We start from the raw sequence: 21,383 nt of genomic DNA on the forward strand, positions 1-21,383 counted from the left end.
TCGCACTAGCCCGCAAGCTTGCCCGGGTGGTATTTGCTCTGTTGAAAAACCAGAGCGAATACTCACCTAAAGCCGTTTAGGGGCTAGGCATGAACCATAGAATCTCCCACATTGGATATTTGTCACACCACAAATCCCAAGCCAACCACAAATCCCCTGTAGGCCTTCGCCTGCTCGCGATAGCGTCCGTACAGTCGACATCCCCGTTACCTGACCCACCGCCATCGCGAGCAGGCTCACTCCTACATTGGCTATCTGTCGCCCCCAAAATCCTGGAGCAATCCCGAATCCCTGTGGGAGCGAGCTTGCTCGCGAAGGCGTCAGCCCAGTCAGAATCATCATTGCCTGACCCACCGCCATCGCGAGCAAGCTCACTCCCACAGGTCTTTGTATCCCTCCACAATCCACTCCCGCTCCCAAATCCCACGCACAAAAAAGGGGACTTTCGTCCCCTTGCGGTATACAGCTTCGAACCTCAGTAAATATCCTTCGACAGCAACGTAAACGGCGTCTTCACCAGGATCTTCAGATCCAGCCACAACGACCAGCTGTTGATGTACTGCAGGTCAATCTCCACACGCTTCTGCATCTTGTCGATGGTGTCTGTCTCACCGCGGCAGCCGCTGATCTGGGCCAGTCCGGTGATCCCCGGTTTAATCCGGTGACGCGCCATGTACGCGAGGATTTTCCCCGAGTAGTAGTTGTTGTGCGCGACGGCGTGCGGGCGCGGGCCGACCAGGGCCATATGCCCCTGCAGCACGTTGAACAGTTGCGGCAGTTCATCCAGCGAAGTGCGGCGGATAAAGCGACCGACTGCGGTAATGCGCGAATCATTACGGCTGGCCTGCTTCACATCACGGTCATCGTGAACACGCATCGAGCGGAACTTCCAGACCTTGATTACCTTGCCGTTCCAGCCATGGCGATCCTGCTTGAAGAACACCGGACCAGGCGAGTTAATCTTCACCGCCAAGGCAATGATCAGCAGGATCGGACTCAGCGCGATGATCGCCAGAAACGCCACGGTTTTCTCGACCAGGCTCTTGCTCAAAGCAGCGGTAGGGCGGCTGGTCAGCGGGCTCTCGTTCAAGTAGATCGCCGGCAAGCCGTCCACGACCTTCACCGAGTGATTGAGCAGGGTCAGACTGTTCAAGTCCGGCACCCACACCACATCAACGTTGGCCCCTAGCAAGTCACCATAAATCGCCTCGATTTTCGCTGCTTCACACAGCGGCAGGGTGATGTACAAGCGACGGATGTCATGCGCCTCGATCAGTTCCAGCAACTGCTCCTGATCGCCGACCACGCGCGGTGCATCCGAACCCAGCGCAGACACATCACCATTGCTGACCAAACCTACCAACGGCAGATTCTCCAGTTGGCTGAGCTTCTTCGCCAGACCCAGCGCCAGTTCGCCGGTGCCGACGATCAGCGTCTTGTGCTCGCTTTTGCGCGAGCGCTGGTAGTACTTGGAAAACGCATGCAGTGGAGCGTAGAGAAATGCCTGACCGAGGAAGCCATACACCGCCCAGCTCAGGATCACCTGCCGCGAAAACAGCTCATCAGCCTGGCAGACAAAAGCGATGCACGCCAGCGCCGCCATGGTCATCGACCAACCCATGAACAGTCGACCGAGCCCGGTCAGGTAGTTGTCACGCTTGCGATAAACACCGCTGAACGTATAAGCCGGCACCGACGCCAGTACCGCCAGCGTTGCACACATCCGGTAGTAAAACGCGACCGTCCCGGTGTGCTGCTCGGCGAGTATGAACAACAGCGTCACCACAAAGCCTTGTGCCAGCGCCCATTGGCCCCAAAAGGTCAGTCCCTTGAGGCCTGTGCTTCGATTGATACTTAAAGAAAGATCCATACGGTATCCCCAAAAGACGTCCATTCAGGTTTCAACAGTTGAAATCCGAGTTGTTATGCAGACTTATTGTTTTTGTTCTAACGAGTGTCCTGAGGTAACAACATCGATATGCCGAACTGTCGTCAGTCAATAGACTAAGTTATTGGCTGGAATGGTGTCTGACGAGTTCTAACAAGATGGCACAGTGCCAACTTTTTAATAATTAAATAGAAGGGTGTTAGAAAAGGTCGTAGAGCGAGGGGTGAATAAAGTATGTTGTATTTGTTACTGTTGGAGGGGTGGAGGCAGGGAATGTTTAATTCAGGGAGGAAAATCTAGCCAAACAGAGTGCTCTTGTTGTTTTTGTAATCGCACTTTTTCTGTTTGTTCTGTTCGTGGAGGTCTTGCGGGTTACGCGACGACTTCCTGAATCAGGCAATAACCGCGATTTCTGACGGCACGAAACAGTCGCTCACCATTACTGGCGCTTTTGAATTTGTCTTGCAGGCGACTCAGGCACATTTCCAGACCGCGATATTGTTCCGGTTCTCGACCGATGCTGAGAATCAGCTCGTCACGACTGACAACACGTTCTTCATGGCTGAGCATTTTCCTGACCAATGCTGTTTCCAGGCCAGTCAGGTTGATTTCGACACCCTCTTTGACCAGTGCGCCCTGAGTCGGATCAAGATGCCAGGTTTCATTGCCGGGCATATCACCTTCAATGGCAGGCGGCATATTGCGGGTTTCCCCGGTAATGGCCGGGACATTCTGGAAAGGATTGGCCGATTGCGCTGCCCGCCATTCGGACTCGAGCGTGGCCAATATTCGCTGAGTATCGTGTTCAATACTGCGCGGGGCATTTTTGCGACTGATGCCTGGATATGTGAACTCCATCACCATTGGAGCGGAAGAGGGCGAATCCACCCCTTCAAACGAATTGAAACGTTCACTGGACAGCATGCTCTCCAGTTCACGTTGCGACGTTGTACTGTGAGTCACGACAACAAAATATTTCCTTGGGAGGGTTGTACTAGTTTCCATGTCTCTCTCCTAAATACACACCAAAATTGGCTAAAAGAAAAATCGGCAGGCGAGCAATGACTTCCTCGGAAGTAATCGATAGGCAGGGTCTGGGCCCAAGATTGGCCCTCGATAAATTCCACTCGATCTGCTGCTATGTTATGGAGTTTTATTGTTATGGGTCGTGTTGTCGCGCTCATTCAATTGCTTGATTTCAAACAGGCGTGAAGCAGAACGGGAGCTATATGGTTGCATCAGACGATCCTTCGTACGTATGCAAAAGGGAAGGCTGCCCGAGAGTCAGGCAGTCGATATCAGACCCCGCAGCAGGCGATAGCCATAGCCGCGAATGCTCTGAATCGCGTTTGTACCATACATGTCCTTGATTTTTCCACGCAAGCGACTGATTGATTTTTCCAGTGCTCGAGGGTCGTAGAAATTGGTGTTGAGGCCCATGATGCTGGCGATTTCATCATGGCTCAGAATGTGATTACTGGTTTGCGCGAACGCTTCGAGGATTTTCATTTCGGCAAACGAGATGTCGAGCTTCTTGCTGGTGCCCATCAGGCAGATACGGGTTGGATCAAGCGTCAGATCGATATCGCGTTGCCATTCTTCACTGTTGAAGAACTCGCCCAGCAACTCGGCGCCATCGTCGGAAAGGGTATTGAGCTTGATACAAACATCCGCGCCAGCCAGATAATATTTGATCTTGTTGAAGGCGCCGCGACCGGTGATGACCGCACAAATGATCGGCTTCAAGTTGTCGCTGCGCAGGTTCTCGATCAGGGCAAGATTGTCTTCGAGGGCCTGAGGGCTGTCGATAACCAGGAAGATCGCTCGATACGAACCAGACTGTTCATTCAACTGATATGAACTAGTGTACGCATCGGCTTCGAGCGCCATATCAGTGCGTAAATGCTGGGCGACTAGCGCTTTGAAATGTTCAGCCACGCCACGGGTACGACCCAGAGTAAGAACACCAGGTTCGTCGTTTGTCGGGCGCGGGCTTCTAGTCGCTAAGTTCCCTGAGAGCATCATGCATTGACTCGAATTAAGTGCTGACATCGGGATGTTAAAGCACCGGTTCTCATCTGTGACTGACAATTGGTAACATTCACGCGATTTTTAGACGTGGCTCCCGAGTTTTCTAACAATAATTAAGCTTTTCAAGCTTTTAGTTGATTTTCTCGGAGGGGTGAACTACTGCTTAAATGGTGGCGATATGCAATGGTGCCACTATTTTGAGCTTATTGCGATAGCCATGTCCATGTCTAATTGCCACTGTCTGGCCATCGCTGAATAATGTGATATTGATCACACTTTATTGCCAGAGCAACTTTTTTCTGCAAAAAGGCCTAAATATTTTCTGCGTAGTTCGTCAGCCGACGATTACTAACATGGCTTGAGTGTGTCTTTTAATAAGACGTAATCTTTATGGCTGATGAACTTTTGCGTTTATGTATGTCAATGGTCTCACTGCAGATACTCAACCCCTGAGTGTTATTACCCGGTCGCTCGCCAAGAGCGCTCTGACGGAGGATTAATGGATTTCTGGACCCTTTTCCAGGTGTTGATATTAGGAGCGGTAGAAGGCCTGACCGAGTTCTTGCCGATCTCGAGTACCGGCCACCAGATCATCGTCGCCGACTTGCTGGAATTCGGCGGTGAACGCGCCATGGCCTTCAACATCATTATTCAACTGGGTGCCATACTTGCCGTCGTCTGGGAGTTTCGACCGAAGATCTTCGACATCATCAAAGGCCTGCCCACTGAACGTAAAGCCCAACGTTTCACCCTCAACTTGCTGATCGCCTTTCTTCCCGCCGTGGTCTTGGGTGTGTTGTTCGCCGACGCCATCCACGAATACCTGTTCAACCCGATCACCGTCGCCGTGGCACTGGTCGTCGGCGGCATCATCATGCTGTGGGCCGAACAGCGCAGTCATGTGATCAGCGTCGAACACGTCGACGACATGCGCTGGTCTCACGCACTGAAAGTCGGATTCGTACAATGCCTGGCGATGATTCCCGGCACCTCACGCTCCGGCTCGACCATCATCGGCGGCCTGCTCTTCGGCCTGTCGCGCAAAGCCGCCACCGAGTTCTCGTTCTTCCTCGCCATGCCAACCATGGTCGGCGCCGCCGTGTACTCCGGCTACAAATACCGCGACCTGTTCCAGCCCGACGACCTGCCAGTCTTCGCCCTCGGCTTCGTCACCGCGTTCATCTTCGCCATGATCGCCGTGCGTGGCTTGCTGAAGTTTATTGCCAACCACAGCTACGCCGCGTTCGCCTGGTATCGGATCGCGTTTGGTTTGTTGATTCTGGCAACGTGGCTGTTTGGCTGGGTCAACTGGACCGCCGCAGCGGCCGCCTGATCACTGAGCGCTGATCAACGCCGCAATGGCGAGATCGTTTAACGCCGAATCCGGCGACTCCTGTCGATAGCGCTGCAAGGCCGAGGTGAAATACGCGGCCTGCAGCATGCCGTCGCTGGCCAGATAGAGTCGCGCGTCTTCTTGCTCCTCGGCGGAGTAAACGCGTTTAAAGCTTTCCGTGGTGTTATTGGTGGCAGAGAAGGGCGTCAGCAACAGCACCATGATCGACAGGCCAGAGAACTGCGTCACCTCCCACGGCGTTTCGGTCCGGCCCATACAAAAGCCATCGCAGTGCGCATAAACGTCGGAAGTGAAGCTGAACAAGGCAAGAAAGGCGTAACGCTTGAAACCGGAAAAACTAAACGCGGGCATAAACAAAAGACATCCTGTCAGTACAACAAAACGCCGGGCAACGCTCATGCGTCGCCCGCACACTCAAACCATCAATCAACGACCTTCAAGCAACTCAGCCGCCTGATCCAGCAACGCCAGCGGATCCTTGGCCTTGTGAATATCCACCGACAACAACTGACGGAATTTCCGTGCCCCCGGGAACCCCGTGCCCAGGCCCAGCACATGCCGGGTGATGTGATGCATCGCACCACCGGCCTGCAAATGCTCGGCTATATAAGGACGCAACTGCGCCAACGCCTCAGCCCTACTGATCACCGGCGCCGAACTGCCGAACAACTGCTGATCCACCTCCGCCAGCAAATACGGATTGTGATAAGCCTCACGCCCCAACATCACACCGTCGAACGTCTGCAAATGCTCATGGCAAGCCTCCATCGTCTTGATCCCGCCATTCAGCACAATCTCCAACTCCGGAAAATCCGCCTTCAACTGCGCCGCCACGTCATAGCGCAACGGCGGAATGTCACGATTCTCCTTCGGCGACAACCCCTCCAGAATCGCAATCCGCGCATGCACGGTAAAACTGGTGCACCCGGCATCACGGACGGTGCCGACGAAATCGCATAACTCCGCGTAACTGTCCCGACCGTTGATGCCGATGCGGTGCTTAACCGTCACTGGAATCGACACTGCGTCTTGCATTGCCTTCACACAATCCGCCACCAGTTGCGGGTGACCCATCAGGCACGCGCCGATCATGTTGTTTTGCACACGATCGCTTGGGCAGCCGACATTTAGGTTTACTTCGTCGTAACCGTGTTCCTGAGCCATGCGGGCGCAGGCGGCCAGATCCAACGGAACGCTGCCACCTAACTGCAAGGCGAGAGGGTGCTCGGCTTCGTTGTGACGTAGGAAGCGTTCGTGATCGCCGTTGAGCAGCGCGCCTGTGGTGACCATTTCGGTGTAGAGGAGGGCGTTCTTCGACAGGAGGCGTAGGAAGAAACGGCAATGGCGGTCCGTCCAATCCATCATTGGGGCGACGGAGAAGCGGCGGGAGAGTGGGGCGGGTTGTAGAGACATTGGGGGAATCTGGATCAGAGAGGTGAAGGTTGGGGAGTTTATCAGGATTAGATAGGACGGAGGCTTACGCGTCTTTACCACGTGCTCTTGCTTGCAGCTGAAGCGAGACAAATCGACTGAATATTGTGGTCTGGCCCCTAATTTCCTGCAGCGATCTTTCCGGCTAGAACTTTGGCGGTGAGTTTTCTCATGTCCCCTAGTTTCGGTGTGGTGGGGTAGTGGCGAGCCAGAACCACCGAAGGGAGGGTTCAGTCTCCGCGAACCAAGCTGCGCGCATGCATAGCGGGCACCAAGCGACCGAAGCCGCCTCGATGCCGCTGCACACGCTTCCGTAGGTGATCGGCATTGATATAATCCCTTTTTCGAACGATGAGTAGCGACATGGAATCCGCAGAAGTAGTTGAGCTAAAAGAAAAGTTGGCGAATATTGAAAGTATTCTAAAGGGGCGAACCGAACAACTTCATCGTGTGGATTTGGATGAGCGCAGGTATGAGCGAAGAGTAAGATCTGTAAAGATTGCAGTCACACTTTCTCTACTCATCATGCTCGTCTTTTCGATTATTCCAGTAGGGTATAATCTTTTTAGGAGTAATCCTTCTCTTCGTACCGCAGAGATAAATGGCGATTCAAAGTTGAATGAGCTTTTCAGGAATACGACTGCTAAAGAGTTGCGTGAAATTAATGCGTTTGTTGCTAAGCTCCGAGCTGATAGCGACAAGTCGAGCCCAGAAGAAATATCTCGCGCGCTCTTTGAGACTGATCTCAGGCTTCTCAAGGAACGGATCATCTTGTTGGAAAAATCTATTTCAGATTCTCCTGAGAAGGCTTTGTCTATTCCGCTTCTTAGGCGGGATCAAGAAAGTATGAGCAAATCAATTGAGGCGAATAAATTTGCTATTAGTAATGAGCTTTCTAGGATTTACGACCAACAAAAATGGATGTTGACGGGGATCGGAACGGCTTTGCTTGCAGCTCTCACTGCATTGGCTGGAGCTTTGTATAAAACCGTCGGCCGTGCGCCTGATTGACCGCATTTGAAATGGACATTATTTGGGAGGGAGTGAAATTGCGGATAGATGGGTTAGTGATTGTTCTTTGTGTGCTGCTTTTTATGGCTGGTGTTGTATGGTCGCCAATTCTCATCAATGTTCCAAGTGCAGCCTTCAAATGGCAGTCGATAAAGGATTTTTTTGAGATGTTGAGCTTTATTGCCACTATTGGCGCTGCGATATATGCAATATCTTCATTTAACTCATGGCATAAACAGTTTCATCACGATAAAAGTTTCGATGCGTTAGAGCAGCTTGGTGCTTCATCTGAGCAACTTCTTGCTGTGGGTGAGGTGATTTATAGCGAAAGTACTTTTGAGTTTCTCAGGGCGTATGAAGTTCGGGGGAATTTTAAGTTTGAAGAGTTAAGCGCTGCGTGCGATGAGGCAAAAAGAAGGTGGGCTCTTATCGAAAGAGGTGTAAAAACCCGAATCGAGGAACTTTCTGTTTTTGTGAGTGAGGATGATCTTGAGCAACTATCAACTGCATTTTTTAATCTTCAAAAAAAACATCGAAACTGCAGGGAGATTTTTCGCGCGCACCTTGTTCGTGATACCCCGATTGAAAAAATAGAAGCGGGGGCATATCACATCGAGTGGATAAAAATCATGTACGCTGAGGTTAATGAATTTAGAGATGTAATAAGGAAACTCAAAAAGCGTAAAGTCTGATGTAGGTGGCGTGTTGAGTCGCCTCCGGTTTTCTAGGCGCTCTCTAGGCTCGCTGCGTAACGCTTTTCAAATGCTACATGTGATAGCTGGTTGTTGAAACTGTGGCGTCGTTTTGGGTTGTAAAACATCTCGATGTAATCGAAGACATCATCCCGAGCCATCTTGGCGGGTAGGGTAGATTTTACGCCTGATCCGTTCTCGCTTTAGCAACTGGAAAAAGCTTTCCGCCCCAGCTTTGTCGTGGCAATTACCTCGACGACCGATGCTGGCAACCAGGTTGTTAGCTTTCAAGACGGTTCGCTAGTCAGAGTTGCTGTGTACTGACTGCCTTGATCCGAGTGGATCATCAGCTCTCGCTTCGGCTTGCGTCTTCAAACCGCCATTAGCAGCGCATCAATGGCTGCGTCGCTGGTCATCTGCGACTTGATTGACCAACCAATGATCTGGTGTGGAAAAAGGTTGAGCACCACTGCTAAATACAGCCAGACTTCATATGTTCGGATGTAGGTAATGTCTGTGGCCCAGACTTTGTTGGATTCTCTTACATCGAATTGGCGCTACAATAAGTTTGGTGAGGCAGCGGCTGGTTAACCGGCATATTTCCCCGGCCTTCGTCGATACACAGTCTGAGACCGTAAAGGAAAAGGTGACGGGTTTATATAGAAGAAAGGGGCTTGGAAGTAAATAAGTCCGCCCCTTTTTTCGTCCCCTTTTTTGAATCCGGAGGACGCTTTGGCTCTCAGGAAGAAGGCTATAACGGCTTTGTTTTTGGCAAAAAACTTAATATCATCACGCTATAGTCGATTAGCCCACACCTTCCAGCTACTAATAAATAAACTGGCATAGTAGTAGCCATAATCAAGTGTGGCTAAATGGTGGATATTGTAGTTGTGAACTACTTACAGGATGTCGTTGATGTCTATCTTGTAACCGGAGCTCTTTAACTCTTTAGCGACTGAAAAATGCCAGGCAGAGTTTTCGTCGAGAGGTACGTATACAACGCCGCTAATGTCGTTCGGTATCTCTATATCACCTTTGACTAGGGCGCAAACATTTTTTCTACCCAGCTTTGCTGTTAAATATCCGTGCTCGAATACCACATTTTGGCGAGCTCTCAATTTCTGAACGGTTTGATCAGCAAGGCCGCCAACATCGCATGGCGTGTATAGTACTAATGCAAATCCGACATTGGTATGTTCTTCTATTTTTTCAATAATAGTTTTCCCAGAGTTGGGTTGCTCATGGAGGATGACCGCAGTCAACCCAAGTTTCTCGATAAATCGAGCTGCCTCGATTTTTGAAAGATTGTCCCTTCCATGTACGATGAAAACTTTGGATTTGTCGGCTGGAGACTTTTTCTCCACGGTCGCCGGGGTGGCGGTGGCTATAACCGCTCTAGCACGGGCAAAAACTTCAGTGGTTATGTCTCTGGTAAGTCTTTCGTAACTAACAATGCTGCTAGGGGATACATACATAAGTATATTCGCCGGCATGTTATCATTTTCGTATTTGGCTAATTCAGATGTTGTTTTTTGCGTTTCCTTGATGGTGAGCCTTTTTATTTCATTAGGACTCAAAAAATAGCCATTAAATTGAAAATCTTCTTTGCGGAGGAATGGCAGGACAATTCGTGCTTCAATCTCAGCGAGATCTGTGCCGTCTAGCTCAAAGAATTGTTTGTACTTGTCGCTCTTTGAAAGCTTTTCCTTTGTCTCAATAAGGACGTGGTAATACATGATTTCCCCTGCTTATTTAATGGCGTGAGGTTATGCGCCTCTACCTACGAAATTGTACTTGTTATAATTTTTTAGGTTTCTTGGTTTGATTTAAAAGTTTGATCGGGCGGTAAAGAAACGGTTTATTGTTTCAAGGCTGTTAGTACATGCCCCGGATCATTATGTATAGCCCATAACAGCGCTCGCGCGGTCCCTCTGGGGCGCGGCGACCTTGCTCTCAATTACGTAAACAACCAACAGCCACATCAATGGTTTCGGCGAAGCAAGTTTGAGAGAGCCCTGTTGCCATACGTATTTTATTGACCTGCGCGGCATCGTTATAGAATTCGCGTGATGGTTAACGCTCACCACGATTAATCTCGTCCAATCGGCTTAAGCTTTCTACAAGACGGTTGAAGAGATTCTTTTCTCCCGACGTCCTCGGTAAAAATTAGTGTCCCGGTGAATATCATACAGTCCCTTGCATGCGTCATTGACGTAGCCTGACTATAGCTCTGCATCCTAGACCACGCAATGGATGATGTTAAAAACCTGCCGCCAAATGATCGATAGCAATATTGATGGAAAAAACCTTCTACTAAGGAAAAATCGACCAAGAAAAGTACTTTTCCCGTTCCCTCCGACGGGCTTTGCGTCCTTTTTCTGTGCAACTCCAGACGTAGCGTAAACGAAAAGCTGCAGCCCGAGCGAGCATTGGGGCTTCGCTGGGAATCGGCCATTGCACATAGTGCAAGGTTTGGAAGGGAAATGCAGCGCGGTTGGATAACGTCTAGCGGGGGGCATTGGAGGGGGCGTTGAAGCCCCCGGTTTCATTGGGGGAGAATTCCGAAAACCTTTAATGGGATGGATTTTCAGACTCCTGATCGGTCTGTCTGAAGAGATCAGCTAGGAAAAGGTGACGGATTTATATGGAAGAAAGGGGCTTGGAAGTAAATAAGTCCGTCCCCTTGTTTGTCCCCTTCTTTCGGCTCCCTTGTTCCGAATTTTTTAAGGGTGACTAATCTTGGTTGGACTTTATTGTAAATTTTTCAAGTTTTATGATTCTTATGCCTTTAGCCCCTTTAGTAATCAATCCGTTGTTTTCTAGCTTTACGAAGGCGTCATTAATAAAGCCTTGCCATTGTTGAAAAGAAAAATCATGGAGTTTTTTATTCCAGCTGTATGTCTTCTTTGAAATCTCACTTATCTTGAATTCGGTTTTGTTTTTATTGTGTCCAATCGTCAAGTCCCTAATTGCCAATGCCATGGCAACTCTGCCTTCAAGGCTCAATTGGCTAAAGGCTGTAATTAACTCGCTTTGGGTGGTGTCGTATTTGCTTTTTAATAGTGCGCCTATTGAATATATTTGAATGGGAAGATTTTCAACGGATTCAGTAGAATGCTTTGTTCTATTGGTAAGTATGCCTATTATTTGAAGTGTATGGTTTTCAAAATCTGAATTTCGCTCATTGCGAGGATTTATGCACGCATTGCATATTCCAGTTGACGAATTACCTACATTGTGAGGGGTTAGTTCAAGGCATGTGTGGCAGTATTTTAGTTCTAAGGTCAATGAGTAGGTGTTCTCTTCTGCACCTATCATCGAGACTGTATTTCTTGAGTCCGGTCTCCAAGTATATATCGTGGGAGTGTCGGAATGGATAAGAAAGGCTTCAACTAGGAGCCTGGTTATTTCGCATTTCTGAACGGGTAATATGTATGCGTGCCAGGTTTTCGACCATGCAATGTGGAATACGGAATTTTGCGGAGTGATATCGATAGTTGAATGGCTTTCGATCATTGTATTTGTTAGTGACTTGGATGCTTCAGAATCAACATGTTCCATGTTTTTCAGATAAAGTTCTCTACCTAAATTTTCGTATTTTCCTTTTTGGACATCATAGGCATCTAAAATTACGATGCAGCGCGATGTTGAGCGTGAGTAGGCGCAAAAGAATTCTATATTTGACATGTCTGTAGATGCCAAAATAATTATAACAGGGCTTTCCATTCCCCTGAATCGTCCTATGGACTCAACTTTAATGCCTTGAGGAACTAAGCTTTCGGGGATTCGCATGTAAGTGGGTGTTAGTACGATAATATGCGCGGGCAGCAACCCTTGAGCTAATGTTTGGGCGATTATTTGGCGCAGAATGTTTGTTTGGTTGCTGGTGATTATCTCTGTAAGGGTGTCTTCATCATTTTGTCTTGAGTTTATAATGGAGTGCGTAGGATGTTGAAAAATTTTTAACCGTTCGCAAACGCGTTTAGGCATGCGGAGACTTTCAGTAAGAAAGTATGCTTGCACCTCAAGATATTCTTCTATCTGTGCAAGGCTGACTGGTTTTTCGTATGGAAATGCTTGCGCTGCATCACACATGGCGATAATTTTTTTAGTTGAGAAATTCTCTATTAGTATTTCCCAAAGTTCTCTCCGGATTACTTGACCTTCATCAATGATTAGAGCTGAATATTTATTCAGGAATCCACTATCGCAAGCTTTTTTTAGACTAGTTGCTGCTTGCTTCTCAAACCACTCGGCCGTAAAAACCGCTTTTTCACCATTGTAAGTTGAGGCTTTTGAGCATAAAGAGTAGATAGTTGTTGCATAGGTGTTGGAGTGGTCAAGTAATTCGCTTGATATTTTTTTGGCAAGGAGCGAGTTGAATGTAATGCAGAGTACTGATGCTTCTGAAGTGGATAGCCTTCGTGCCGTTTCAATTGCTATAATTGTTTTTCCCGTACCTGGCCAACCGCTAATTAAAAACCGATCCTTTTCCAATGCCCAATCGATGCACTCTTGTTGTTCGGGCGTCAGCCGAAGCCATAATTTGTTGTCGCTATTTATTTTTGAGTGCCAACAAGGCGTATAGTTGGCTGTCGGGATCAGCATTTCAATGATTGTTTCAATTTTGAGCTTGCTGGTCGGTGCGGTGTTTAGAAGCCTTTGAAAGTAATTCATGATTGAGCGGATTCTTTCGTCAACTCGATCTAGATCTTTAATGTCCAGGATTAATTTGATTGGCATTAGGTGGTTATTGTCTACCACGCTGGGAGGCAATTGTGAGGTATTCGTTTCTGAGCCTGGAAAGAAATAAGCACGTCCAATTTGAACCGTCACGCCATTGTTTCTCATCCATTCTTGAATGGCAAATATACCGCGGTTCAACTGGGCTACAGGGTCAACGCTTGTTTTACTGTAATAAAATCCTGATGAGTTATGCCCGATCACACCTCCTTTTACCTCAAGCGCAAGTATTCCGAGGTCTGGATGTAGTATGAGGAAATCAATTTCTCCAACTGGGCTTTTGTTGTTTTGTAGCTCATCTATAAATGAAGATAGCCATGGAATGCTATGGATAATATGGAAATCATCATTTAACTGCTCTTCAAGTAGACGATAAACAATAGGCTCTGCCACATGGCTGTCGTTGAATTTTGGTCCGTGGGGGGATGCATTATTGCCATGTGATTATCCGTATCAATAAATACAGCGTCATTTGTGCGGGGTTGTTTGTTTTGTTCGGGGGTAAGCAACTATTTGCACGACTCGTTGAATTGCGTTGTTTGCATTCGTAGAATTTCGAATTGCTCGTATCTTAGTCAGATTTCATGTGATTCTATGTTGCTTGGTTTTCATCGTCCAGTCGAAAGTGTTTTTGTCATTTTAACGGGAATTGTAACTCGTAAGGAGATGCTGGATTTTTAGTCTCTACATGTAATCGCCCAGAGGCTCATGAATGGCTGGCAAACGTTGGCTGGATCAGTGAAGTACCACGATATCTCAATCTAAACAGAAAACAGGTTATGTTTAAGCTGTGCCAGTCTGCTCGGCCTCTACCCTACACAACCTTGCGCCACCCCCTACACCTAAGACAGAATCCGCCGGCTTGTACGTCTAGCCCGCAGGCTCTATCGTCCCCACATCACTGAAAACCAGTGATCGGGTTTGGTAGCCCGCTTCGTGTCTAGATGCATCGCATCACCAATTTCAGTCGCTTTCGCAGGACTCGGATTTCATGGTGGTCATGCGTGGGGCCCATTCGTGGGCGCCGGGTTCTAGTGCGACCGGTCTACCAACCCGCGTATGGCCGCCACCCATCGTTTGGTAGCGTGGGTGATGGCTCCTTTTAGTAATCGCGCTAGAGGTACCATCTATGTTCAAAGTAACGCCCAATCCACCAGAAACCGATCCCGCATCCCCCTACGAATCCCTCAACTCCAAAAAACTCCACGAAGCCGCCGAACGCGCCCTCGATCACTACCTCCTTCCCGCCGGCCACATCATGGCCAGCGTCAACGAGCCCGAGCGCATGTACATCGCCAACCCAAGGTACGACTCGGAATCCCTATTGGCCAATGCCAGTGAAACGCTGAGTTCTGCCTCGGAAATGCTCAACAACTTTGCCGCAGTGCTCGACCCCTCGCACCGCAAAACCGCGCTGGGCATTGCGCAGGTGGTGATGTTGGGTGAGTTGGCGGTGAATCAGGCGTTGGATAACGTTGAGGTGAAAGCTTAAATCCTGTCCCACTGTGGCGAGTGGTTTAACCGTCGCCACGGTGGGACTGGTAGCGCGCTGTGATCGAGAGGGTTCACATGTCACTGCTCGGTGGTAACCGGGGGCTGTCGAGCACGGCAGCGCTCACTTTCGGTAATGCTTGGAGATCTCTTTCCATATGTATTTGTATCGAAACTCAAGCCAGCGAATCAGCAGTTTGTCTAGCTGACGTCTGAAACGGCTTCGTTCTCGCGCTTTTAATGATTCTGCGATGTCAGCCTTCAATTGCTCCAGGTTGAACGCCGACCAAATCATCGGGATCACGGTCTCGAGATTCGTATGGCAAACCGGTGCTACTTCTTCATAGAGGATTCGCTTGATCTCTTGCCGATCGTAATCCTCGGTTTGGCGCGCGATGAATTCGTAGTTGACCTCATTGTCGACAAACGCGTCGGATAACGACCAATAGACATCGGAGCGTTCTTTTTCAGTCGCCGATGCCCAGCTTCGCTTGGCGGGGGCAGTGTTGGAGGAGGTTGGTTTGTCCATGTTTGACTTCCTGTCTCAATGGGAGCGAGCGTATCAAGCCTGAGCGACCCACACCCCAATAAAACAATCTTTGGTATGTCCATACTCGCGCAGTTAAAGCCAACCGTCAGGATGACGGTCAGCGCGAGAGCGTGGTCAGCGGATTATCCAAACCGGATGGCATGGTGGCGGCTCGGGGTGGCTGGGTGTTCAGTCTCAAAGCACCACAATTGATCGTCGCCAGTGGCCGGGGGACTTATCTATTGGCCGAGGACAGGCGAGATCGGTAGTTGGAGCTGATTCCGCCCTCTGATCATGCGGGTTAAAACATGCACTGAAAAAAGCCGTCACTTCCAAGTGACGGTTTTCGCTTGCAGATCTAGCCAAACTGCCCCGCCGATTCAACCGCAGATTTCGGCTTCCTCAACCGCGTCAACTGGTAAGCAATCGCCAACCAGACAAACCACCCCGGCATCACCATCAGCGCAATCCGCGTATCAGGCCGCAACGCCAGCAGCCCCAGCACAAACCCCAAAAACGCCAACGAGAACCACGCCATCGGCACGCCGCCGGGCATCTTGTAAGCCGACTTCGCATGCAGATCCGGGCGTTTTTTCCGGTAGGCGATGTAAGACGCGAGGATGGTCGACCAGGTGAAGATCACCAGAATCGCCGACACGGTGGAGACGATGGTGAACGCGGTCATGACTTCCGGCACGATGAACAGCACCAGCACACCCACCAGCATCAACAGCGTGGTGAACGCCAGGCTCAGCAGCGGCACGCTGTTGTTCGACAGTCGGCGGAATAGGCTGGGGGCGTTGTCCTGATTGGCCAGTCCGAACAGCATGCGGCTCGATGAGAACACGCCGCTGTTGGCCGATGAGGCCGCTGAGGTCAGGACCACGAAGTTGACGATACCGGCCGCTGCGGGGAAACCGGCGACGAGGAACAGTTCGACAAAAGGGCTTTTGACGGGGGAGACCTGCTGCCACGAGGTCACGGCGATAATGCAGGTCAGTGCCAAGACGTAGAACAGGATGATCCGCAGCGGAATCGAGTTGATCGCTTTGGGCAGGGTCTTCTCCGGCGAGCGGGTTTCGGCGGCGGCGGTGCCGATCAGCTCGGTGCCGGCGAAGGAGAAGATCGCCATTTGAAATCCGGCGAAGAAGCCGAACAAGCCGTTGGGGAACGCCGCCTGTTTGTCCACCAGGTGACTCAGGGACGCGGTGACGCCACTGGGCGAGACGAACGAGCTGGCGATCAGCACGGTGCTGACGCCGATCAGGGTTACGACGGCAATGATCTTGATGATCGCGAACCAGAATTCCACTTCACCGAACAGCCTGACGGTCAGCACGTTTAGCGCGAACAGGGTTGCCAGCATACCGACGGCGGGTATCCACGCCGGTACGTCGGGGAACCAGTACTGGAAGAATCCGCCGACCACGACGGCGTCGCCGATCACCGCCACGCTCCAGCTCAGCCAGTACGACCAGCCGAGGAAGAACGCCGCGCGCGGGCCGAGGTAGGCGCCGGCGAAGTCGGCGAAGGTTTTGAAGTTGAGGTTGGACAGGAGCATTTCGCCCATGGCGCGCATGACGAAAAACACGAACAGACCGATGATCATGTAGATGAGGATGATCGACGTCCCGGAGAGCGCGATGATCTTTCCGGAGCCCATGAACAGGCCGGTGCCGATGGCGCCGCCCATGGCCATTAACTGGATGTGGCGATTGCTGAGCGTGCGCTGCAGCGCGGGCTGTTCAGGCAGCCCGGAAGGGGTCGATTTCATTGCAAAACCTCTTGATTTTATGTTTTTGAGTTTTGGCAGAAAGTAGGTGTCGAGCGTTCTTGTTAGAGGTGCAGCGGCTAATCACAAGGTGAATCGCCCCCTGTGGCTGGGGGCAGTCATTAGCGATCAACTGACGGTGCGCAGACGCGAGGCTTTGGCCGGTTGCGGATCGAGCAGTTGAAAGAGGTTTTTGATGTTGGCCGGCGTCGGCACCAGGTGGATGCGCTGGCCGATTTGCTGTGCCTGCGCCAGGTCTTTCAGGTAGCGCAGTGAGGAAAAATCTTCCAGGGCAAAACCCACCGAATCGAACACCGTCACCTGCGCATCGTTCTCGCGCCCGGCGACGTCACCCTGCACAATCCGGAAAAATTCGATCACCGGGGAATCGCCTTCCAGTTGCTGAATGTCGCCCTCAATGCGCGTTTGCGGCTCGAACTCGACGATGACCCGGGCGTTGCGCAGGATGTCGGCGTGCAGTTCGGTTTTACCCGGGCAGTCACCGCCGACCGCATTGATGTGCATGCCGGGCTCGATCATTTCGGGCGTCAGAATGGTTGCGTAAGCTTTGTCGGCGGTGACCGTGGTGACGATGTCCGCACCCTTGACCGCGTCCTTCACCGAGCTGGCCAGAATCACGTCGATGTCAGGGAACGCCGCGAGGTTGTGCTTCAACTTGAGTGAAGCGTCGCGATCGATATCGAAGATACGGATTTCGTTGATGCCCAACATTTCATGAAAGGCCAGCGCCTGAAATTCACTCTGCGCACCGTTACCGATGAGGGCCATCGAAGTCGCACCCGGACGAGCCAGCGATTTCGCCACCAGCGCCGAGGTTGCGGCGGTACGCACGGCGGTGGTCAAGGTCAGTTCGCTGAGTAGCGTCGGATAGCCACTCTGCACATCCGCCAGAAGACCGAAGGCCATGACCGTCAGCAGGTTCTGCTGGCCGTTGTTCGGGTGGCCGTTGACGTATTTGAACGAGTACTGCTGGCCGTCGTCGGTGGGCATCAACTCGATCACGCCGTCTGCCGAGTGATTGGCCGTGCGCGGCGATTTATCAAACTGCGCCCAGCGTGCGTAGTCCGCTTCGATGTAGCCGGCCATTTCGCGAATGGCGCGGCGGATACCGACTTGGGTGAACAGGCGTTCAGCATCATCGACATCAATAAAAAGCGTCATGGTCTTATTCTCCGATCCAGTCATTGAAAGGTTGTAGAGCGGGGCCGGCTCAGCTGCGTTTGCTCTCGAAACCGTGCAGCACGTTGACGGCATTGATGCCGATTTCATCGACCATGTAACCGCCCTCCATAACGAACAGGGTCGGGCAGCCGACGCTGGCGATCAGTTCACCGATGCCGATGAAGTCCTCGCTTTCCAGCAGGAAGTGGCTGATGGGATCGTCCTTGAACGTGTCGACACCGAGGGAAATCACCAGCACTTCAGGCGCGAACTGCTGGAGCTTTTTGCAGGCGTGGAGCAGGGCGTTGCGGTAGCTCTCCCAGGTGGTGTTTTTCGGCAGGGGATAGTTGAGGTTGTAACCCTCGCCGACACCCGCGCCGACTTCGTGGCTGTAGCCCGAGAAGTACGGATAGGACACCGCCGGTTCGCCGTGCAACGAGACGAACATGACGTCACTGCGCTGGTAAAAAATGTTCTGCGTGCCGTTGCCGTGATGGAAGTCGACGTCGAGCACCGCGACACGTTTGGCGCCTTGGGTGATGGCTTGTTGCGCGGCAATGGCGGCGTTGTTGAGGTAGCAATAACCGCCCATGTATTCGCGCGCGGCGTGATGGCCGGGCGGGCGGCACAGGGCGAAGGCGCTGTCGTGGCCTTCGTCGAGCAGGGCCAGGCCGGTGAGGGCGATGTCGGCGCTGGTTTTCACCGCTTGCCAGGTCGTCGCGGTGATCGGCGAGCCGGCATCCATGGCATAGAAGCCGAGCTTGCCGTCGATGAACGTCGGCACGTGCTCGTTGGCCAGATCGCGCACCGGCCACACCAGCGGCAAGGCGTCGTGGGTGCGACCGGTTGCGCTCCATTCGGCCCAGGCAGTTTCGAGAAAACTGACGTAGCGCTCGCTGTGTGCGTTGACGTAGCACGAGCGATCAAAGGCGCGCGGTTCGACGATCTGCCCGAGGCCGACTTGCTTGACGCGGTTGTGCACGGTGTCGGCCCGACTCGGTTGTTCGAACGACGGTTTGAGCACGCCGTCTTTCAATTCGGTGCCGTGGTGCAACCGGTGGGAATCACTGAAAACTGTAAACATTGTGCGCATCCGTTATTGTTGGCCAGTGCAAATATTCTGTTCCGGCTGGGCTGCGCTTTCTTTGCTTTGTGTTCGTGGTTTTGTCGATTAATCGGGCGTTTTTACTCAGGAATAGCGTCATGCAGAAAAAAATATCCAAACGCATCAGCCTCGACGAAACCGACTTGGCGATTCTTGAGTTGTTGCAGGAAGACGCCAGTATTTCCAACGCTGAACTCAGTGAGCGGCTGTCGCTGAGCCTTACGCCGTGCTGGCGGCGGCGCAAGCGCATGGAGGAAGCCGGGGTGATCAAGGGCTATCAGGCCAACCTCGATCGGCGAATGCTCGGGCTGGATATCATGGCGTTCGTGCACATTCGTTTTTCCACCCATGCCGACCACGCACCGGACGCCTTCGAGGCGGTGATTGCGCAATTGCCGCAGGTGGTGGCCTGCCACAAGATCACCGGCGATGCCGATTATGTGTTGCAGGTGTTGGCCGAGGATCTTGATAGCTACAGCGACTTCATTGAGCAGGTGCTCAGGCGTCAGGTGGGGATTGCCTCCATTCAGTCGAGTCTGGCGTTGCGCGAGGTCAAGACTGGGAGCCGGATTGCGATTCCCAAGCCAGTAAGGGACTGAGTCGGCAGGCGCCTGAATCAGCATTTTCAGCCTGGTTTTGCGCCAGTAGCGATGTGCCATAAATCATGATGGCAATGCGTCATCACGCCGCTCAAAAAGTTCAACGATTGTACAAAAATATAAAGTTGTACAAGTTTTCGCAAAATTACTAGCATCCCTCCAGACACCTTTGCTGAAACGATAAATCCAGTGTGCAGACGCCCTGTCTGCGACGTGATGGGTTTGTCTGCCGGTGCTCGCGTCGGGTGTTTCTCGACGCTTCAACAGCATCTGCATTTGCATTTCCGGGACAGTTGGAGCGTCCCGTATTACGCCTTGGATGACGACCCCCGAATGTCTGGACGGTGACTGTGGTTACCAGAGATCAATTTTTTGTGCCTGGCGTTTCGCGTCAGGGCATTTGAGGCTGAATATGGCAGTAGCATCGAATTTCCTGGGTGACATCAAAGTTTCCCGCAAGCTGGGAACCGGCTTCGGCATTCTTCTGCTGGCCGTTTTGGCGGTTGCCTTCATTGGCTATAACAGCAACAGCGTGCTGGTTGATCGCTTGAGTACGACGCGTCTGATCGGCACGTTGAATGACGCGACGCAAGATATGCGTCTGTCTGAGAAACAGTACGAAGCCGCGGCTGACGCAGCGTTCGCCGAGTCCTATAACGCGCAGTTGAATGTCTTGCAGGGCCTTGTGAGCAAGGCGCTGGACACGTTGACGCGCGCTGAAAACCAGCAAGCCTTGAAGGCGTTGCAAACCACGATTGTCACCTACGACCAGAAGGTCAAACGGCTGATCGCTGCTGATCAGTCGACCACCGATGCCCTGAAACCGCTGACTGCGCTGTCGGACAAGTACGCGCAAACTTTTGCCGGCATGCTTGAAGCCTCCACGACCAGTGCGCTGGCGTCTGCCGATGGCGAACGCGTTCGGGATCTGCGCACGGTGGCCGACTTGCGCAATGGCATGACCACGTTTCGCCTGATGTTGCGTCGTTACATTGCGGTGCCTAACGACGCGAACAAAAAACTGATGATGGAAACCATCGATACCTTCTTGAGTGATATCACCAACGCGCGTAGCAACTTGCCGGCGACCCTGTCGAGTCAACTGGAAGATGCGCATGCCGGGATGCGTCGTTATCGCGAAGTATTGGTGGAAGTGGCCGGGCTGTTTGAGCAGAAACAGAACATGCGCGACCAGGTCGACCAGGAAAGCAAGGCGATGGACAAGATCATGAATGGCCTGATGGACACCCAGCAGCGCCTGGCGCGTGAAGATCAGCACTCAGCCTTTGTTCAGATCGCCGTATTGACCGTGTTGGCGCTGGTGATCGGGCTGTTTGCTTCGGTGGTCATCTCGCGCCAGATCACTGCACCGCTGGCGCTGACGGTTGAACTGGCTCGACGGATTGCCAAGGGCGATCTGACGGTACAGGCCAAATCAAACCGCAAAGACGAGTTGGGCGATCTGCAAAATGCGATGCAGGACATGGCGCAAAACCTGAACACACTGGTGCAAGGTATCGGCAATGGCGTGACGCATATTTCCACTTCTGCGGAAA

General features: G+C 51.7%; 16 protein-coding genes and 4 pseudogenes. 6 read left to right on the plus strand and 14 right to left on the minus strand.

The features are described from left to right. Positions 1 to 475: 475 nt before the first annotated feature. From GTU76_RS22715 to GTU76_RS22725, 3 genes are all read right to left on the minus strand, one after another. Positions 476 to 1,870 (minus strand): undecaprenyl-phosphate glucose phosphotransferase, encoded by a 1,395-nt coding sequence (locus GTU76_RS22715; RefSeq protein ID WP_007950006.1) that lies wholly within the window; start codon positions 1,868 to 1,870, stop codon positions 476 to 478. A 390-nt stretch (positions 1,871 to 2,260) separates the two neighbouring features. Next, positions 2,261 to 2,893 carry a winged helix-turn-helix domain-containing protein gene (locus tag GTU76_RS22720; protein WP_180699641.1) on the minus strand — a complete coding sequence of 211 codons (633 nt, stop codon included), beginning with the start codon at positions 2,891 to 2,893 and terminating at the stop codon, positions 2,261 to 2,263. Between the two features lie 279 nt (positions 2,894 to 3,172). Next, entirely contained in the window at positions 3,173 to 3,913 is a 741-nt protein-coding gene (locus GTU76_RS22725) for a winged helix-turn-helix domain-containing protein (protein ID WP_180699642.1), read from the minus strand. Between the two features lie 505 nt (positions 3,914 to 4,418). Here GTU76_RS22725 and GTU76_RS22730 point away from each other — a divergent pair. Then, positions 4,419 to 5,252, plus strand: a complete 834-nt coding sequence (locus tag GTU76_RS22730) for an undecaprenyl-diphosphate phosphatase (protein WP_180699643.1) — start codon at positions 4,419 to 4,421, stop codon at positions 5,250 to 5,252. Here the strand turns inward: GTU76_RS22730 and GTU76_RS22735 are convergent, their stop codons facing one another. From GTU76_RS22735 to GTU76_RS30095, 3 genes and pseudogenes are all read right to left on the minus strand, one after another. Next, positions 5,253 to 5,624: a DUF2388 domain-containing protein gene (locus GTU76_RS22735; protein WP_180699644.1), complete on the minus strand. Its 372-nt coding sequence runs from the start codon at positions 5,622 to 5,624 to the stop codon at positions 5,253 to 5,255. 75 nt (positions 5,625 to 5,699) lie between these two features. Beyond that, complete coding sequence (dusA, locus tag GTU76_RS22740) at positions 5,700 to 6,686, minus strand: tRNA dihydrouridine(20/20a) synthase DusA (RefSeq protein WP_180699645.1); 987 nt, start codon at positions 6,684 to 6,686, stop codon at positions 5,700 to 5,702. A gap of 146 nt (positions 6,687 to 6,832) precedes the next feature. Further along, positions 6,833 to 7,032 (minus strand): annotated as a pseudogene (locus GTU76_RS30095) (DNA cytosine methyltransferase); the annotation flags it as partial. A 35-nt stretch (positions 7,033 to 7,067) separates the two neighbouring features. On the opposite strand from GTU76_RS30095, the gene GTU76_RS22745 reads away from it, so the two are divergent. Together GTU76_RS22745 and GTU76_RS22750 are read left to right on the plus strand one after the other, a co-directional pair. Then, positions 7,068 to 7,715 carry a hypothetical protein gene (locus GTU76_RS22745; protein WP_180699646.1) on the plus strand — a complete coding sequence of 216 codons (648 nt, stop codon included), beginning with the start codon at positions 7,068 to 7,070 and terminating at the stop codon, positions 7,713 to 7,715. After that, positions 7,712 to 8,407: a hypothetical protein gene (locus GTU76_RS22750; RefSeq protein WP_180699647.1), complete on the plus strand. Its 696-nt coding sequence runs from the start codon at positions 7,712 to 7,714 to the stop codon at positions 8,405 to 8,407. Before GTU76_RS22745 ends, GTU76_RS22750 begins: the two co-directional genes overlap by 4 nt. Positions 8,408 to 8,439: 32 nt before the next feature. On the opposite strand, the pseudogene GTU76_RS22755 reads toward GTU76_RS22750, so the two are convergent. The 4 genes and pseudogenes from GTU76_RS22755 to GTU76_RS22765 all read right to left on the minus strand — a co-directional run. Continuing rightward, positions 8,440 to 9,045, minus strand: a pseudogene (locus GTU76_RS22755) (IS3 family transposase); the annotation flags it as partial. Between the two features lie 261 nt (positions 9,046 to 9,306). Beyond that, positions 9,307 to 10,143 (minus strand): TIR domain-containing protein, encoded by an 837-nt coding sequence (locus GTU76_RS22760; RefSeq protein ID WP_180699648.1) that lies wholly within the window; start codon positions 10,141 to 10,143, stop codon positions 9,307 to 9,309. 122 nt (positions 10,144 to 10,265) lie between these two features. Then, positions 10,266 to 10,510 (minus strand): annotated as a pseudogene (locus tag GTU76_RS30100) (helix-turn-helix domain-containing protein). A 630-nt stretch (positions 10,511 to 11,140) separates the two neighbouring features. Beyond that, complete coding sequence (locus GTU76_RS22765) at positions 11,141 to 13,543, minus strand: AAA family ATPase (RefSeq protein WP_180699649.1); 2,403 nt, start codon at positions 13,541 to 13,543, stop codon at positions 11,141 to 11,143. Between the two features lie 736 nt (positions 13,544 to 14,279). On the opposite strand from GTU76_RS22765, the gene GTU76_RS22770 reads away from it, so the two are divergent. Beyond that, complete coding sequence (locus GTU76_RS22770; RefSeq protein WP_180699650.1) at positions 14,280 to 14,642, plus strand: DUF6124 family protein; 363 nt, start codon at positions 14,280 to 14,282, stop codon at positions 14,640 to 14,642. Between the two features lie 123 nt (positions 14,643 to 14,765). Here the strand turns inward: GTU76_RS22770 and GTU76_RS22775 are convergent, their stop codons facing one another. The 4 genes from GTU76_RS22775 to GTU76_RS22790 all read right to left on the minus strand — a co-directional run bounded on the left by GTU76_RS22775 (position 14,766) and on the right by GTU76_RS22790 (position 19,207). Further along, complete coding sequence (locus GTU76_RS22775) at positions 14,766 to 15,170, minus strand: DUF7079 family protein (protein ID WP_180699651.1); 405 nt, start codon at positions 15,168 to 15,170, stop codon at positions 14,766 to 14,768. A 358-nt stretch (positions 15,171 to 15,528) separates the two neighbouring features. Then, positions 15,529 to 16,944: an amino acid permease gene (locus GTU76_RS22780; RefSeq protein WP_180699652.1), complete on the minus strand. Its 1,416-nt coding sequence runs from the start codon at positions 16,942 to 16,944 to the stop codon at positions 15,529 to 15,531. Positions 16,945 to 17,070: 126 nt separating this feature from the next. Beyond that, on the minus strand, positions 17,071 to 18,123 hold the full coding sequence (locus tag GTU76_RS22785; RefSeq protein ID WP_180699653.1) for an ornithine cyclodeaminase: 1,053 nt from the start codon (positions 18,121 to 18,123) through the stop codon (positions 17,071 to 17,073). A 49-nt stretch (positions 18,124 to 18,172) separates the two neighbouring features. After that, positions 18,173 to 19,207, minus strand: a complete 1,035-nt coding sequence (locus GTU76_RS22790) for a histone deacetylase family protein (RefSeq protein WP_180699654.1) — start codon at positions 19,205 to 19,207, stop codon at positions 18,173 to 18,175. 119 nt (positions 19,208 to 19,326) lie between these two features. Between GTU76_RS22790 and GTU76_RS22795 the strand changes: the two genes are divergently transcribed. Then, positions 19,327 to 19,827, plus strand: a complete 501-nt coding sequence (locus tag GTU76_RS22795) for an Lrp/AsnC family transcriptional regulator (RefSeq protein ID WP_180699655.1) — start codon at positions 19,327 to 19,329, stop codon at positions 19,825 to 19,827. A gap of 412 nt (positions 19,828 to 20,239) precedes the next feature. Further along, positions 20,240 to 21,316 (plus strand): annotated as a pseudogene (locus tag GTU76_RS30615) (methyl-accepting chemotaxis protein); the annotation flags it as partial. Between the last annotated feature and the right edge of the window lie 67 nt (positions 21,317 to 21,383).

Source organism: Pseudomonas crudilactis (assembly GCF_013433315.1).
In the GTDB taxonomy this organism is placed as follows: domain Bacteria; phylum Pseudomonadota; class Gammaproteobacteria; order Pseudomonadales; family Pseudomonadaceae; genus Aquipseudomonas; species Aquipseudomonas crudilactis.